A 14,068-nucleotide genomic window follows, 5' to 3' on the forward strand; every position below is an offset into this window, starting at 1 on the left:
GGTGGCAATCTGGGGTCCGTCGAAGCAGGTCAGCGGGGCAAGCAGGGCGATTTCGGCCGCCCGGTCCGGGCCGCTGGATCCGGCCTGAATGTTTACTCCCCGTCCTCGAAAACAAATCTGTGGCGGGCTGATCTCGGTGACGATTCGGTAGCCGGGAAAACGTTCCCTTAGGGGCGACGACTCGCGCTGTTTAAGCGGACAGTACAAACGGCCCCCTCCCCGTCGAGCGCTGACAGACTGTCCGCAAGCGATGGCGCGTGGCGCCATCGCTTCCCTGTGCGGTTCGGTGGAAGGCGGAGTCGGATGTCGATCAGCGTTGACGAAGGTGTTCGTCGCTTACACCGCGGCGTTCAGCTGCCCGGTTACCCGGGCCGCCTACCCAGTTGAGACGAATTGGAGGAGCCGAGCATGCCGGAGTACGACTACGAAGAGATGAAGCGGGAAGCCGAACAGCACATCAGGTTCGAGAAGGACCGCAAGAACCGGATCGCCTACATCACATTCAACCGACCCGAGGCCCAGAACTCCACCACGATGGGCATGCGCCAGCTCTACGCCGACCTGATCCACAAATGCAACGTCGACGACGACGTCAAGGTCGTCGTCATCCGGGGCGAGGGCGAGGACTTCGGCAGCGGCGGCGACCTGCCCGAGCAGCGCGACATGTTGGAGAACCCCGGCATGCCTTTGCTGCACGAACTCGCGATCAACGATGATGACGTCAAGTACCCGCCCGGGGGTTCGTACCGCTATCTCTCGACGGTGACCGACTTCTACGCCAAGGCGCGCGCGGGCAACCGGCCGCTGCAAGAGCTCCGCAAGATCAGCATCGTCGAGGCGAAGGGGTACTGCTACGGCTGGCACTTCTATCAGGCCGGGGACGCCGATCTGGTGATCTCCTCCGACGACGCGCTCTTCGGCCATCCGGCCTTCCGCTATGTCGGGTGGGGGCCACGGCTGTGGTGGTGGGCCGAGACGATGGGCTTGCGGAAGTTCTCCGAGATGCTGTTCACCGGACGGCCCTTCAGTGCGAAGGAGATGTACGACTGCGGGTTCCTCAACAGCGTGGTGCCCAAGGACAAGCTGCAAGCCGAGACCGAGAAGTACGCGCTGGCCTGCTCGAAATCCCGTCCCACCGACACCGTCGCCGTGCAGAAGACGTTCCTCGAGCTGTACAAGCAGCACAAGGGCGAGTACTTCGGCAGCCTGTTGACCGGCATGGTCGAAGGCATGTTGCCGCTCATCCAGAACGATCAGCGCAATGACGTCGACCTCACCGAGGGCACCTTTGAGAAGGGCCTCAACAACGTGGTCAAGGACAACGACCTGAACTACCCGCCGGAGTGGCGGCTGAGCCGGTCGGGACGCAGCAAGCCCTGACCGGCACGTCCGCGCTGACCGGCTTTCGGATCGTCGAGGTGGCCGACCGGGTCGCTGACCAACCGCGCGCCGGTCTGGCTCGACGAATTCGACGACTTCCGGCACGGCGTACCGACCGCGGAAGAGCCCAACGCAAGCCGGACATCATCTCGGTGTCCATCAAGACGTGGGCAGCCCGATTGAGCACGTCGACCCGGCGTCATGACGCCGCCGACCTCGCCCACCGGTTACGGCGCGGGGATCGGTGCGGCCAAGAGCGCGACGGCCACTGACGCCATCGGCGCCGGTCCGCCGACTTTACGTGAGGGTCCATCAGAACCGGCCGATCGCGACCGTGCGGTAGAAACCGATGCGCCAGGGTTGGTCGATGCCTTGCTCCAAGGCGCACCGCGGCACGACGATGGGACGATGCGGGCGAATGCGCGCGTTCTCGTGATCGGGTCCGGGTTCGCCGGACTGTGGGCCGCGCTGGGTGCCGCGCGCCGCCTCGACGAGGTCGGGGCCGACGCGGTCGACGTGACGGTCGTCAGCTCGCGGCCCTACCACGACATTCGGGTGCGCAACTACGAAGCGGACCTGACGCCGTGCCGGATCCCCCTGTCGCAGTTGCTGGGTCCGGCCGGCGTCGGGCATGTGACCGCGGAGGTGACCGGAATCAATCCGGCCGCTGCTACGGTGGGCACCGCCGACGGCGCCACGCTCGGCTACGACCGCCTCGTGCTGGCGGCGGGCAGCCGCGTCGCCAAACCCGACATTCCGGGGTTGCCGCAGTTCGGGTTCGACGTCGACACCTACGACGGGGCCATACGTCTGCATGAACACCTCTGCGGGCTGCGGCCCGACGACGTCGCGTCGGCAACCGCTGTCGTCGTCGGCGCGGGCCTCACCGGCATCGAGACCGCCAGCGAATTGCCCGCGATGCTGGCGAAGGTACTCGGCCCTCGGATGAAACCGCGAGTGGTGCTCGTCGACCGGAATCCGTACATCGGCTCGGATATGGGTGACTCGGCGCGGTCGATCATCGAAAAGGCGATGGCCGACAACGGAATTGAGGCGTTCACCGGAGTCGGCGTCACGGAGGTCGGTGCCCGAAGCATCACGCTCTCGACCGGTGAGATGATCGCGGCGGCCACCGTCGTCTGGTGTGCGGGTATGCGAGCCAACCCGCTGACCGCCCAGTTGGGCGTGCCGCTGGATGGACTCGGCCGCCTACCGGTAGACGACTATCTGCGGGTCGAGGGCGTGAGCGGTGTGTTCGCCGCGGGTGACGTGGCCGCGGCACGAATGGACGACGAGCACCTGTCGGTGATGTCGTGTCAGCACGGTCGCCCGATGGGTCGTTACGCGGGCTACAACGTCATCGGCGACCTGCTGGAGCTGCCCATGATGCCGCTTCGGATCCCGTGGTATGTCACGGTGCTCGATCTGGGCCCGGCCGGTGCGGTGTACACCGAGGGCTGGGATCGCCGGGTCGTGAGCACCGGTGCGGCGGCCAAGGCGACGAAGCGGATCATCAACGGGGAGCGCATCTATCCCCCGCTGACGGGCGACCGCGGCGAACTGCTTGCCGCGGCCGCGCCCGAACTGCAGTCGGCACCGGCCTACGAGCGGTGACTACCTGCCGGTGCGCTCGCGGTGCTTGCAGCCGGGCCAGCAGCACGGCCGGCGCTTGCCCTCTTCGAGTTCCTCCTGCGTTCGGCGGATCCGCCGTTCGCGGGTCTTCTCCTGCTTGGCGTCCTCGACCCAGCAGATGAACTCGTTGCGCGCCAGCGGCGTGATGTCGTTCCAGGCCGCGAGCGCGGTGTCGTTGGCCAGCAATGCCTTACGCAGATCCACCGGCAGTTCGTGCACCACGCCGCCGGAGACTCGCGAGCCGCCCATGGCCGCATGATAACGCGCTGGAGGGCAGGCTGGACGGATGCGGTCCGGCTTGACCATCGGAGAGTTCGCCAACTCCCGGTGCCCCGCGCCGGGGGGCGACGGGTGCAGTCAGACGGCGAAATCGACGTTTAACGGCCCTTTCGCGTCATACCTCCCCGCATTGGGTATCAAAGGAGCAACACTAGCGGCATCGCGCCTCGCGGTGACGTAGAAGAGATCCCGACCAGGAGACAGTGATGTCGACCGAAACCAATCAAGAGCCCACGACCATGTCGCCCCTGAACGTGGCCGCCATGTTCTTCGACCGCGTTCAGAAATCTGCCGACCGGGAAGCGTTTCGCAAACTCGAGGGTGACCGCTGGGTATCGGTGACCTGGCAGGAGGCTTCGGAGGAGGTCGAGGAGTTGGCGGCCGGACTGTTGGCGCTGGGCATTCAACCTGAGCAACGTATCGGCATCGCGTCGAGCACCAGATATGAGTGGATCCTCGCGGATCTGGCAATCATGTGTGCCGGGGCCGCGACCACCACGGTGTACCCCACGACCAACGCAACCGACACCGCCTTCATCTTGAGCGATTCACAATCCCGGATCGTCTTTGCCGAGGACGAGGCACAGCTGGAGAAACTGAAAGAGCGCCGCGACGATCTGCCGAGCCTCGAGAAGGTCGTGCTTTTCGACGGATCGGGCGACGGTGAGCAAGTCATCACGATCACCGAGTTGGCCGACGTCGGCAAGAAGTACCTCGCTGATCACCCCGACTGCGTGCGGACGACGGCGGACTCGATCACGCCGGAGATGTTGGCAACGCTGATCTACACGTCGGGCACGACTGGCAAACCCAAGGGCGTGAAGTTGCCGCATCGTGCGTGGGTGTACGAGGGCACCACCGTCGCCGACTTCGACATCCTGCACGAGGACGACCTGCAGCTGTTGTGGCTGCCGCTAGCCCACGCGTTCGGCAAGGTGTTGATCACGGCGCAGCTGGCGTGTGGCTTCGCCAGCGCGATCGACGGCCGCGTGGACAGGATCGTCCCGAACATGGCCGAGGTGAAACCGACATTCATGGGCGCCGCTCCGCGCATCTTCGAGAAGGCTCACGCGCGGGTCGTCGCCTCTCAGGAGGGCGTGAAGGAGAAGCTGTTCACCGCGGCCTTCGCCGTAGGACGCAGTGCCGACCGTTACCGACTCGCGGGCAAGGACATCCCGCTGGCGCTGAAGGTCGCGCACGGCGCCTTCGACCGCCTGGTCTTCAGCAAGGTGCGGGAGGTGTTCGGCGGACGCATCAAGTTCTTCATCTCCGGTTCGGCGCCGCTGAACCGCGACATCGCGGAGTGGTTCCACGCCGCCGGCCTGCTCATCCTGGAAGGCTACGGGCTGACCGAGACCGCGGCCGGTGCGTTCATCAACCGGCCCGACAGCTACAAGCTGGGCACCGTCGGACAGGCGTTCGCGGGCACATCGGTGCGTATCGCCGAGGACGGTGAAGTGCAACTGCAGGGCCCGTGCGTGATGGACGGCTACCACAACCTTCCCGACAAGACGGCGGAGACGCTGACCGACGACGGCTGGCTGCGCACCGGTGACAAGGGTCAGTTGGACGAGGACGGCTTCCTGACGGTCACCGGTCGCATCAAGGAGTTGTTCAAGACCTCGGGCGGCAAGTACGTCGCGCCACCGGCCATCGAAGGCAAGTTCATGGCGCTTTGTCCGTATGCGGGCCACATTCTGGTCTTCGGTGAATCCCGTAACTTCTGTGTTGCGCTGATCACGCTGGATCCCGATGCGCTATCGGGATGGGCCAAGCAGCACGGCCTAAGCGAAAAGAGCTACGCCGATCTGGTGAAGTCGGATGCGGTGCGCGACATGGTCGGTGGGTATGTGGACGAGCTCAACTCGGAGTTGAACCGATGGGAAACCATCAAGAAGTGGGAGCTTCTCGACCACGACCTCTCCATAGAAGGTGGTGAGCTGACGCCGTCGCTGAAGGTCAAGCGGTCGGTCGTCGAGGAGAAGAATCAAAAACTCCTCGACTCGTTTTATTCCTGAGTCGCTTCCTAAACTCCCCGCTCGACGGGAAGCAGTCCCCGGTCGACCGCGGCGACGAGCGCGGCGTGGTCGGCTTCGGTCTGGTCGGCATAGCGCCGTGCGAACTTGCACAACGCCTTATCGACGCGATCGGAGCTGCCCATGTACCCGGCGATCATCGAGGCACCGCTGGTTCTGGCGTGGCCCTTGGCGAGGAGCTGGCCCACCACTCCGGCGTAATCAGAGAGCGCGACCGCGTCGATAGTGTCTAAAGAGATGCGCCCCTTCATGTTTCGGAATTGGCGGACGTAGTATTGCAGCCCGTCCATGCTCGTCCAGCCCAACAGTGGGTCGCTGACTGTCTGCAGGGACTGCTGGTACTCCACGACACGCTGCCCCTGGTGCGCGTGCCATGCCGATTCGCCGTGCACGTAGCGCCCCAAAACCGATCGGCGGGCCTGCTTGAGCTGTAGAAAAACAACATCCTCGTCCGACGAGCCCTCCAGCAGCGCCACGTAGGCGCGCAGGCCGACGCTGCCTACCCCGACGACCTTGTGTGCGACGTCAACCAAGGTGTAGCCACCGAGTACGCGCCGCCAGAACGGAGGCAACGTGTCCAGATACTTGTCGAGCGCCTCGGCCAGCAATTCCGATTCCCGGGCGGGCGGTCGCGTGATAAGGGGCGGTTCCTCGACGATCTTCCGCTCACCATCGACCTCGTGGGTGAAGCGCGGCAGCGCTCGGTCGCCGGTGCGGTGTCGCGCCCGCTTCGCCGACCGCATGACCTGTTCGTTGAGCGGTCCTGCCGTCTCGGCGGCCAGCCTGTCGACGTCGAGCCGGACGAAAGCCCTTGTGAACAGCGGCAGGTCGGCGAGCCGACGCAACTCGCCGCGGTAGGAGGCCACACAGGACCGTACTGCGTTGCCACAGTGGTCTTCGGAGGTCCCGTTCTGGCGCCCGGCAACCCAGATGCTGGCGGCCAACCGGCGCAGATCCCACTCCCAGCAGCCCGGGTGCGCCTCGTCGAAATCGTTGAGATCGATCACGAGATCCAGTTCGGGAGAGGCATAGAACCCGAAATTGCCGAAGTGCGAGTCGCCGCAGACCACGGGTGTGATCCCAGTCGCGGGTAGATGCGCCACGTCCTCGGCCATCACCACGGCAGCACCGCGCAGAAATCCGTACGGCGAATCCACCATGCGCCCCACCCGGATCGGGACGAGCCGATCGACCCGGCCCCGGTGGCTGATGTTGATGAGTTCGACCGGGTCGGGACGATCAGAGCGTGCCGTCCAGTCGGCTAATGACTTGCGCGGCACCCGCTTACGCAGGCTCTTGCCGAGGGCATAGCGCTCGGCCCGGGTGATCGGTCGCTGGCGCAACGACCGATAAGCAGTGCCATCCGCCTCGGCGAGAACCGTGTGCATCCCGGGAGCCGCGACGCCATCCATATGAGCTGAATACCTCGTTTGGCGAGAAGAGTCCAGCAGGAGCCGTGACCATGCTCGACGAAGAGGATCCGTTCGAGATCGGCGCTCAACCCGCCCACCCGTTCAAGCACCCACGCTGGGTATCGAGGACATCCCGTCTCGTGGGTGTGTTTCATACATGCGCGTCGCGACGACTAGTCCAGAGGCAACGGTAATGGCGGCCGCGGCCCAGACCGCGCCACGCAGTCCCCACAAGTCGGCAGCCACGCCGCCCACGATCGCCCCCGCCGCGTAACCGCTGTCTCGCCAAAGTCGGTACACCCCAACGGCGCGAGCTCTCCACAGTGGGTGGGCGACGTCGCCGATCGTCGCTAGCAGTGTCGGATAGACCATGGCGGTTCCGGCGCCGAGTAATGCACTGGCCATCAGCCACCAGCTGAAGCTGTCGCCGAGGGCGATTAAGCCAAGGGCGATCGCTTGGCTGAGCATGCCTGCGGTGATCAGGTGTTTGCGGCCCCATCTGTCCGACAAAGCGCCCGTCAGGATTTGCCCTGCACCCCACACGGCAGGGTAGGTCGCGATGAGGAGACCGATACGGTCGACGGGTATGCCCGTACCCGCGAACAGGATGGGGAACAGTCCCCACGAGAGTCCGAAGTTGAGGTTGTTGACCAACCCGGCTTGGCTCGCCGACGATAACGCGGGTTCGGTCAAGGTGGTGCGGGTGAAGATTTCTCGGTTGGACAGCGTGCCGTGGGCGCCCAACTCGGTGCCGCGGTGGTTTTCGGCCTCCAGGTGGGCGTACCCGCGGGTCTCGCGCACGAAGATTACGGAAATGCCCAGTCCAATCAGCGCATAACACAAGCCAAGGAGGAACGGGGCCGGGCGTAATCCGAAGTGGGCGGCAAGGTAACCGGCAACGACGGCAGTCAAAGCGACCGCGCCGTAGCCGGCGGCTTCGTTGAAACCCATCGCCAGCCCGCGTTGCCGCGGCCCCACGAGGTCGATTTTCATCACCACCGTTGTCGACCAGGTAAGGCCCTGGTTGATGCCGAGCAGAACGTTCGCGAAAATCACCCATCCCCAGGATGGCGCCCAAATCAGCAACAGCGGAACCGGAATCGCGATCAGCCAGCCGACCAGCAACACTGGCTTGCGTCCGAAGCGATCTGACCAGGTTCCGGCGAAGTAATTGGTGGCGGCCTTGGTGATCCCGAAGGCCAGCACGTAGGTCAACAGAAACGTGTAGCCGCTGAGATGGAACTCCTGTTCGGCGAGCAGCGGAAGCACGGCCTGTTCCTGGCCGACCATTCCGCCGACGAGCGCGTTGACTACGACCAGCAGAGAGAATTGGGCGATGTTGGCGCGCAATCCGAGTCGGGGCTGGTCGGTCATGCTCATGCGCCGGTCCCGAGCTTGCCGCCGGTGAACTCGGCCCAGTCAGCTGGTCCGTCATCCAGTACGACCTCGTCATGGTGGCCCGCGCGCTCGAACCGGCTCGCTGCACCCATCCCCCGCACGCCGTGAGCGCACATCACCATAGCGGGCTCGTCTGAAAGGTCATCTGCCAGTTCGGGAATGTCACCAAGTTCGACATGAACCGCGCCCGGCAGATGCCCGCTCAAGTACTCCGGACGTTGACGAACGTCCAGCACCTGGTGACCACTTCGTCGTCGTGCGCACTGGTCGTCCGGCGAGCCACCACTCCGGGTAGCCTTCGGTAAGCCGTTGTGCCCTAAGTCCATTGGCTCGCAGCATCGCCACGGCCTCGTCGGCGTACACGCAATAGGGTCCCCGGCAGTACGCGATGTACTCCGTGTCGCTGGGGAGCTCGTCAAGGCGCTTCGACATGCCGGAAACGGGCATGGACCGCGCGCCGGCGATGTGTCCTGCGGCGTACTCCTGCTCGGGCCGCACGTCGAGCACCACGACTTCGCCGTTGGTCATGCGGCGCGCCAGTTCGTCTGGCGTCACCGGCTCGAAGCCGTTACGGTCACCGAAGAAGTCACCCACCACGCGGTCGACCTCTGCAAGATGTTCTTCGGCGGCAAGCCGCAGCGCCAGCACCAGGCCGACGACTTCGGGACCGCTGAGCCGGTAGTGGACGAACAGTCCGTCGCGCCGGGCGAGCACTAGTTGTGTCTGCCGGAGCTGCTGCAGGTGCCGGGAGGTGTTCGCCACTGAAAGGCCGGTCTCTGATGCGATGGATTCCACCGTGCGTTCGCCTTGCGCCAGGAGTTCGAGGATCTCCAAGCGGTGCGGGCTGGCGACCGCCTTGCCGATGCGGGCGAACTCCCCGTAGAGACGGTCTTTGAAGTCGCGTTTAGCCGGTGCCTCCATAGTCACCTATTCAATGTAATAGTTGAATGGCTTGTTCACGAAGCCTTTAGTTCTAGATGTCAGCGCGGCGCCGTGGCGGGTCCATGACTAACCTCATCCAGGCGGACGAAGGCCACGAGAGAGCTGCGGAGGCAGTCGCGTTTCTCGGAACGCGATCTTGGCGGCCGCGCTTGATTGGATCGCGATCCGGACTGTCTTGTCAGACCTCGAATGTATGTTCGAGACATGTCGGGGAACGGGTTGCAGGCGGCGATAGCCGGTCTGCGTGCCGCCTACGAGGAGGTGGCCGCGTGCGATTTCGACCTGTTGACCCGGCACGAACTCGTGGCTGCCCTCGATGAGTGGGAGACGTTGTCGTGTCAGCTGCCGACGATGAGTCACCGCTTGCTAGCCCGTCTGCGGTGCGAGACGACACCACACGAGATGGGTGCCCATTCGTGGAAAGAGGTCCTGCGGGTTCGCTATCGGATCTCAACGCGTGAGGCGAGCCGGCGGTTAACCGAGGCTGATTTGTTGGCGCGGCGCCAGGCGGTGACGGGCCCGTCACTGCCGCCGGCAATGCCCGCCACTGCAGCTGCTCAAGCCCACGGGCTGATCAACTCTGAGCATGTCGAGGTCATCCGGAAATCGGTCAACAAGCTGCCGGGCTGGGTGGACGCGGCCACCCGCGAGCGGTTCGAGCTCGACCTGGTGCGTACGGCGGTCAAGGTCGGACCCAAGGAACTCACCGATACCGCCGACCTGACGCTGTTTCTGCTGGATCAAGATGGCCCGGAACCCACGGATATCGAACGGGCCCGCAAGCGCGGAGTCAGGACGTCGAAACAAGGCGCCGACGGCATGGTGGAGCTGCGGGCGATGTTGACCCCGGAAGCGTGGGCGGTGTGGGAAGCGATCTTCGCGAAATACGCCGCTCCCGGCATGTGCAATCCGGATGATCCTGAGCCGTGCACCTCGGGCACGCCGACGCAGGCCCAGATCGACAACGACCACCGCAGCCTGGCGCAGCGTCAGCACGATGCGCTGGTCGCCGTAGGTCGCATTGCGTTGATGAGTGGTGAGCTCGGCCGGCTCAACGGGCTGCCGGTGTCGATCATCATCCGCACCACTTTGCAGGACTTGGAGTCTCGCGCCGGGGTCGGCACCACCGGTGGCGGCACCGTCATGCCGATCGCTGATGTGATCCGGCTGGCCGCTCACGCCAACCACCACCTGGCCGTGTTCGACAAAGCCACCGGATCCGCCCTGGATCTGTTCCGCACCAAGCGCACCGCCTCCCCCGCCCAGCGGATCATGCTGATCGCCCGCGACGGCGGATGCACCAAACCGTGCTGTACGGTCGGCGCCTACGGCTCTCAAGCGCACCACGTGGTGGCGGATTGGACCGACGGCGGCAACACCAACATCGACGAACTGGGGCTGGCCTGCGGACCTCACAATCGCAGCGTCAACACCGACAGCGGCTGGACTACCCGCATGAACGACCACTGCGAGGTCGAATGGCTCCCGCCACCCGACCTCGACACCGGGCAAGCCCGACTCAACTACTACCACCGGCCCGAACGCCTCCTCCGACCCGACGACGAACTCGAAGACCAGGCCATCTACACCCCGGCTGAGGCCACGGAGCCCGATGCCGAACCCGTCGACGACAATGAGATCGCCAACGCCGAGTCGGATGCTGCAGTGCCCGCCACCAACAGCCATGTCGCAGAAGCCGAATCGGATGCGACGGTGTCGTCCGCCGGAGCCAGTGAGCCCGGCGGGCGGGCGCCCCCGGGAGACCGGGCGGCTTGACGCCGGCGCGAGAGATCGCAGCACGCGCCTCGGCCAATTCGACGGCGTGGCATCAGCATGCCTGGAATTGATGTGCGCCAACGAACGACGGAACCCGCCCCAACCAAGGTTGGGGCGGGCTTTCGAAGGAGTGGAGCTAAGGGGACTCGAACCCCTGACCCCCACACTGCCAGTGTGGTGCGCTACCAGCTGCGCCATAGCCCCTGAAGTCGTGCCCATCGAAGTTACACCACCTGCGCGAAGCGCTCAAAACCGCTGGTTACGGCACTTCTCCACCGGCTTCGGGTCCCAGCGCGCGGGCCGGCGTGTGTGCGGCCGGCCGTCCTCGAGTCTCGGGCGCGAAGACCCATCCGAGCGCCGCCACCATCAGGATGCCCCCGCTGACCACGAACGCCCAGCCGAACGACGCCTGCTCGGCGATCTGACCCACTACCAGCGATCCGATGATCGAGCCCAGGTCGGCCATCATCTGGAAAGTCGCGACCGCGGTTCCGCCGCGCACCTCGTTGCCGACGATGTCGGCCACCGCGGCCTGCTGCGGGGCGACGAAGATGCCTGTCGCCGCGCCCGTGACGTACGCCGCGACCAGGAAGATCGGCAGCGACGACGTGAAGCCGACCAGGATCGTCGACACCGCGGACACGGTCAGCCCGATGATCAGCAACGTGCGCCGGCCGATCCGGTCGGACAGGTAACCGCTGGGGATGACCACCGAGACGTTGCCGACCGCGAACGTCGCCAACGCCAGTCCCGCGGCACCCGCGCCGTGGCCGAGTCCCTCGACCACGAACAGCGGTACCAGCGCGATGCGCAGCCCGAACGCCGCCCAGCCCGTGCTGAAGTTGGAGAACAGCGCTGCGCGGTAGGCGCGGTGGCGCAGCACGTGGCGCACGGACACCGTCACGTCCGACGATTCCTCGGCTGCCACAACCGTGCTGCCCCGCAAACTGACGAACACCACACCCGCCGCCACGAGCAGCGCCGCTCCGTAGATCACGAACGGCGCCGCCAGCCCGAGGCCCGCTGTGAGGCTGCCAAGAACGGGCCCGCCGACCGAACCGACCAGGAACCCGGTCGAGAACAGGCCGGCGACGCGGCCGCGCGCGTTCTCGGGCGAGATCCGGATCATCAGGCCCAGCGAGGACACCGTGAACATCGCCGAACCGAGGCCGCCGAGCGAGCGGAACAAGAGCAGTTGCCAGTATGTCTGCGCGAACGCACACGCCGCCGTGGACAACGCGACGATGATCAGGCCGCTGATGTACACCCGGCGCTCCCCCAGTCGCTGCACCAGCAGCCCGGCGGGCGGCGCGGCGATCAGCCGCATGAACGCGAACGCGGTGATGACGAACGTCGCGGCGCTGATGCTCACCCCGAAGTGGCGGGCGTACTGCGGCAGCACCGGCGCCACCACGCCGTAGCCCAGCGCGACCACCACGTTCGCACCGACCAGCAGCCAGACCTCTCGCGGCAGCTTCGGCTCGGTCCCCTGATTGCGCCCGGTCGAGCAGTATCTCTCAGAGGTCACGCAATGACCCTATTGACCACCTCCCGCGCCGCTTCCTGCACCTCTGCCAGGTGTTCGGCACCCTTGAACGATTCGGCGTAGATCTTGTACACATCCTCGGTTCCCGACGGCCGCGCCGCGAACCATGCGTTCTCCGTCGTCACCTTCAGCCCGCCCAGCGGCGCACCGTTGCCCGGTGCCGTCGTCAGCTTCGCGGTGATCGGCTCGCCGGCCAGTTCGGTCGCCGAGACCTGCTCGGCCGACAGCTTGGCCAGTCGCGCCTTCTGCTCCCGATCGGCGGGCGCGTCGATACGCGCATACGTTGGCGCACCGTACTTCTCGGCCAGTACGGCGTAGCGCTGCGGCGGCGTCTCACCCGTCACGGCCAGGATCTCCGAGGCCAGCAGCGCCAGGATGATGCCGTCCTTGTCCGTGGTCCACACCGACCCGTCACGCCGCAGGAACGACGCGCCCGCGCTCTCCTCACCACCGAAACCCGTTGTTCCGCTGAGTAATCCGTCGACAAACCACTTGAAACCGACCGGCACCTCGACGAGTTTGCGCCCCAGCCCGGCGACCACCCGGTCGATGATCGACGAGCTGACCGCCGTCTTGCCGACCGCGGTCGACGCCGACCACGACGGCCTATTCGAGTAGAGGTACTCGATGGCGACCGCGAGGTAGTGGTTGGGATTGAGCAAACCGCCGTCGGGGGTGACGATGCCGTGCCGGTCGGAGTCCGCGTCGTTGCCGGTGGCGATCTGGTAGGCGCCGGGGTTGGCGCTCATCGCCCGAAGAAGCCCGGCCATTGCGTTCGGCGAACTGCAGTCCATCCGGATCTGGCCGTCGGTGTCGAGCGTCATGAACCGCCACGTCGCATCGACAAGCGGGTTGACCACCGTGAGATCGAGGTTGTGCCGTTCGGCGATCGCGCCCCAGTAGTCGACGCTCGCGCCCCCGAGCGGGTCCGCGCCGATGCGGATGCCCTCGGCGCTGATCGCATGGAGGTCCACGACATCGGGCAGGTCGGCTATGTAGGCGTCGAGGTAGTCGTGGCGTTGCGCGGTCCGAAGCGCGCGGTCCAGCGGCACCCGCTTCACTCCCTTGAGCCCGGCCTGCAGCAACTCGTTGGCCCGCTTGGCGATCGCGCCGGTGGCATCGGTGTCGGCGGGCCCGCCGTTGGGTGGGTTGTACTTGAACCCGCCGTCGCGTGGCGGGTTGTGCGACGGCGTGACGACGATCCCGTCGGCCAGACCGCCCTCGCGGCCCCGGTTGAAGGTCAGGATCGCGTGGCTGACCGCCGGGGTCGGCGTGTATCGGTCTGCCGAATCGATCATCGCCACAACGTCATTGGCGGCCAGCACCTCCAACGCGGACGCCCACGCCGGTTCCGACAGCGCATGGGTGTCTCGCCCGATGAACAGCGGCCCGGTGGTGCCCTGCGCGGCGCGGTACTCGACGATGGCCTGCGTGGTGGCCACGATATGGGCCTCGTTGAACGCCGCGTCGAGGCTGGACCCGCGGTGCCCAGACGTGCCGAACACCACCTGCTGATCGACGTTGCCGGGATCGGGTTCCCGGGTGTAGTACGCCGTCACGACCTGAGCGACGTCGATGAGGTCCTCGGGTTGCGCCGGCTGACCGGCTCGGGGGTTGGCCACCATGCCCCCGATTGTGCTCCACGCCGGGATTCCGCGTGAGCCGGG

11 protein-coding genes and 1 tRNA gene are annotated in these 14,068 nt (G+C 65.8%); 4 read left to right on the top strand and 8 right to left on the bottom strand.

Going from position 1 to position 14,068, the window contains the following annotated elements; genetic code table 11:
• Positions 1-408: 408 nt before the first annotated feature.
• On the top strand, positions 409-1,380 hold the full coding sequence (locus QGN32_RS04550; protein ID WP_326547462.1) for an enoyl-CoA hydratase/isomerase family protein: 972 nt from the start codon (positions 409-411) through the stop codon (positions 1,378-1,380).
• 408 nt (positions 1,381-1,788) lie between these two features.
• Positions 1,789-2,994, top strand: a complete 1,206-nt coding sequence (locus QGN32_RS04555) for an NAD(P)/FAD-dependent oxidoreductase (protein ID WP_326548929.1) — start codon at positions 1,789-1,791, stop codon at positions 2,992-2,994.
• Here QGN32_RS04555 and QGN32_RS04560 read toward each other — a convergent pair whose 3' ends face one another.
• On the bottom strand, positions 2,995-3,261 hold the full coding sequence (locus QGN32_RS04560) for a YdeI/OmpD-associated family protein (protein ID WP_326547463.1): 267 nt from the start codon (positions 3,259-3,261) through the stop codon (positions 2,995-2,997).
• 236 nt (positions 3,262-3,497) lie between these two features.
• On the opposite strand from QGN32_RS04560, the gene QGN32_RS04565 reads away from it, so the two are divergent.
• The gene (locus QGN32_RS04565; RefSeq protein ID WP_326547464.1) at positions 3,498-5,309 is read left to right on the top strand and encodes an AMP-dependent synthetase/ligase; all 1,812 of its coding nucleotides are present in this window, start codon (positions 3,498-3,500) and stop codon (positions 5,307-5,309) included.
• Between the two features lie 8 nt (positions 5,310-5,317).
• Here the strand turns inward: QGN32_RS04565 and QGN32_RS04570 are convergent, their stop codons facing one another.
• The 4 genes from QGN32_RS04570 to QGN32_RS04585 all read right to left on the bottom strand — a co-directional run bounded on the left by QGN32_RS04570 (position 5,318) and on the right by QGN32_RS04585 (position 9,058).
• Positions 5,318-6,739 carry a DUF2252 domain-containing protein gene (locus tag QGN32_RS04570; protein WP_326547465.1) on the bottom strand — a complete coding sequence of 474 codons (1,422 nt, stop codon included), beginning with the start codon at positions 6,737-6,739 and terminating at the stop codon, positions 5,318-5,320.
• 102 nt (positions 6,740-6,841) lie between these two features.
• Positions 6,842-8,119, bottom strand: a complete 1,278-nt coding sequence (locus QGN32_RS04575; RefSeq protein ID WP_326547466.1) for an MFS transporter — start codon at positions 8,117-8,119, stop codon at positions 6,842-6,844.
• On the bottom strand, positions 8,116-8,373 hold the full coding sequence (locus tag QGN32_RS04580; protein WP_326547467.1) for a rhodanese-like domain-containing protein: 258 nt from the start codon (positions 8,371-8,373) through the stop codon (positions 8,116-8,118). The genes QGN32_RS04575 and QGN32_RS04580 overlap by 4 nt, the downstream gene beginning before the upstream one ends.
• Complete coding sequence (locus QGN32_RS04585) at positions 8,300-9,058, bottom strand: metalloregulator ArsR/SmtB family transcription factor (RefSeq protein WP_326548930.1); 759 nt, start codon at positions 9,056-9,058, stop codon at positions 8,300-8,302. Before QGN32_RS04585 ends, QGN32_RS04580 begins: the two co-directional genes overlap by 74 nt.
• Before the next feature lie 210 nt (positions 9,059-9,268).
• Here QGN32_RS04585 and QGN32_RS04590 point away from each other — a divergent pair, with 210 nt between their 5' ends.
• Positions 9,269-10,855, top strand: coding sequence for an HNH endonuclease signature motif containing protein (locus QGN32_RS04590; protein WP_326547468.1), 1,587 nt, complete (start codon positions 9,269-9,271; stop codon positions 10,853-10,855).
• Positions 10,856-10,986: 131 nt separating this feature from the next.
• Here the strand turns inward: QGN32_RS04590 and QGN32_RS04595 are convergent.
• The 3 genes from QGN32_RS04595 to pgm all read right to left on the bottom strand — a co-directional run bounded on the left by QGN32_RS04595 (position 10,987) and on the right by pgm (position 14,026).
• Positions 10,987-11,059 (bottom strand) — tRNA-Ala (locus tag QGN32_RS04595).
• A 55-nt stretch (positions 11,060-11,114) separates the two neighbouring features.
• The gene (locus tag QGN32_RS04600) at positions 11,115-12,383 is read right to left on the bottom strand and encodes an MFS transporter (RefSeq protein ID WP_326547469.1); all 1,269 of its coding nucleotides are present in this window, start codon (positions 12,381-12,383) and stop codon (positions 11,115-11,117) included.
• Positions 12,380-14,026: a phosphoglucomutase (alpha-D-glucose-1,6-bisphosphate-dependent) gene (pgm, locus tag QGN32_RS04605; protein WP_326547470.1), complete on the bottom strand. Its 1,647-nt coding sequence runs from the start codon at positions 14,024-14,026 to the stop codon at positions 12,380-12,382. The genes QGN32_RS04600 and pgm overlap by 4 nt, the downstream gene beginning before the upstream one ends.
• Between the last annotated feature and the right edge of the window lie 42 nt (positions 14,027-14,068).

This window comes from Mycolicibacterium sp. ND9-15, assembly GCF_035918395.1.
Classification (GTDB): Bacteria; Actinomycetota; Actinomycetes; order Mycobacteriales; family Mycobacteriaceae; genus Mycobacterium.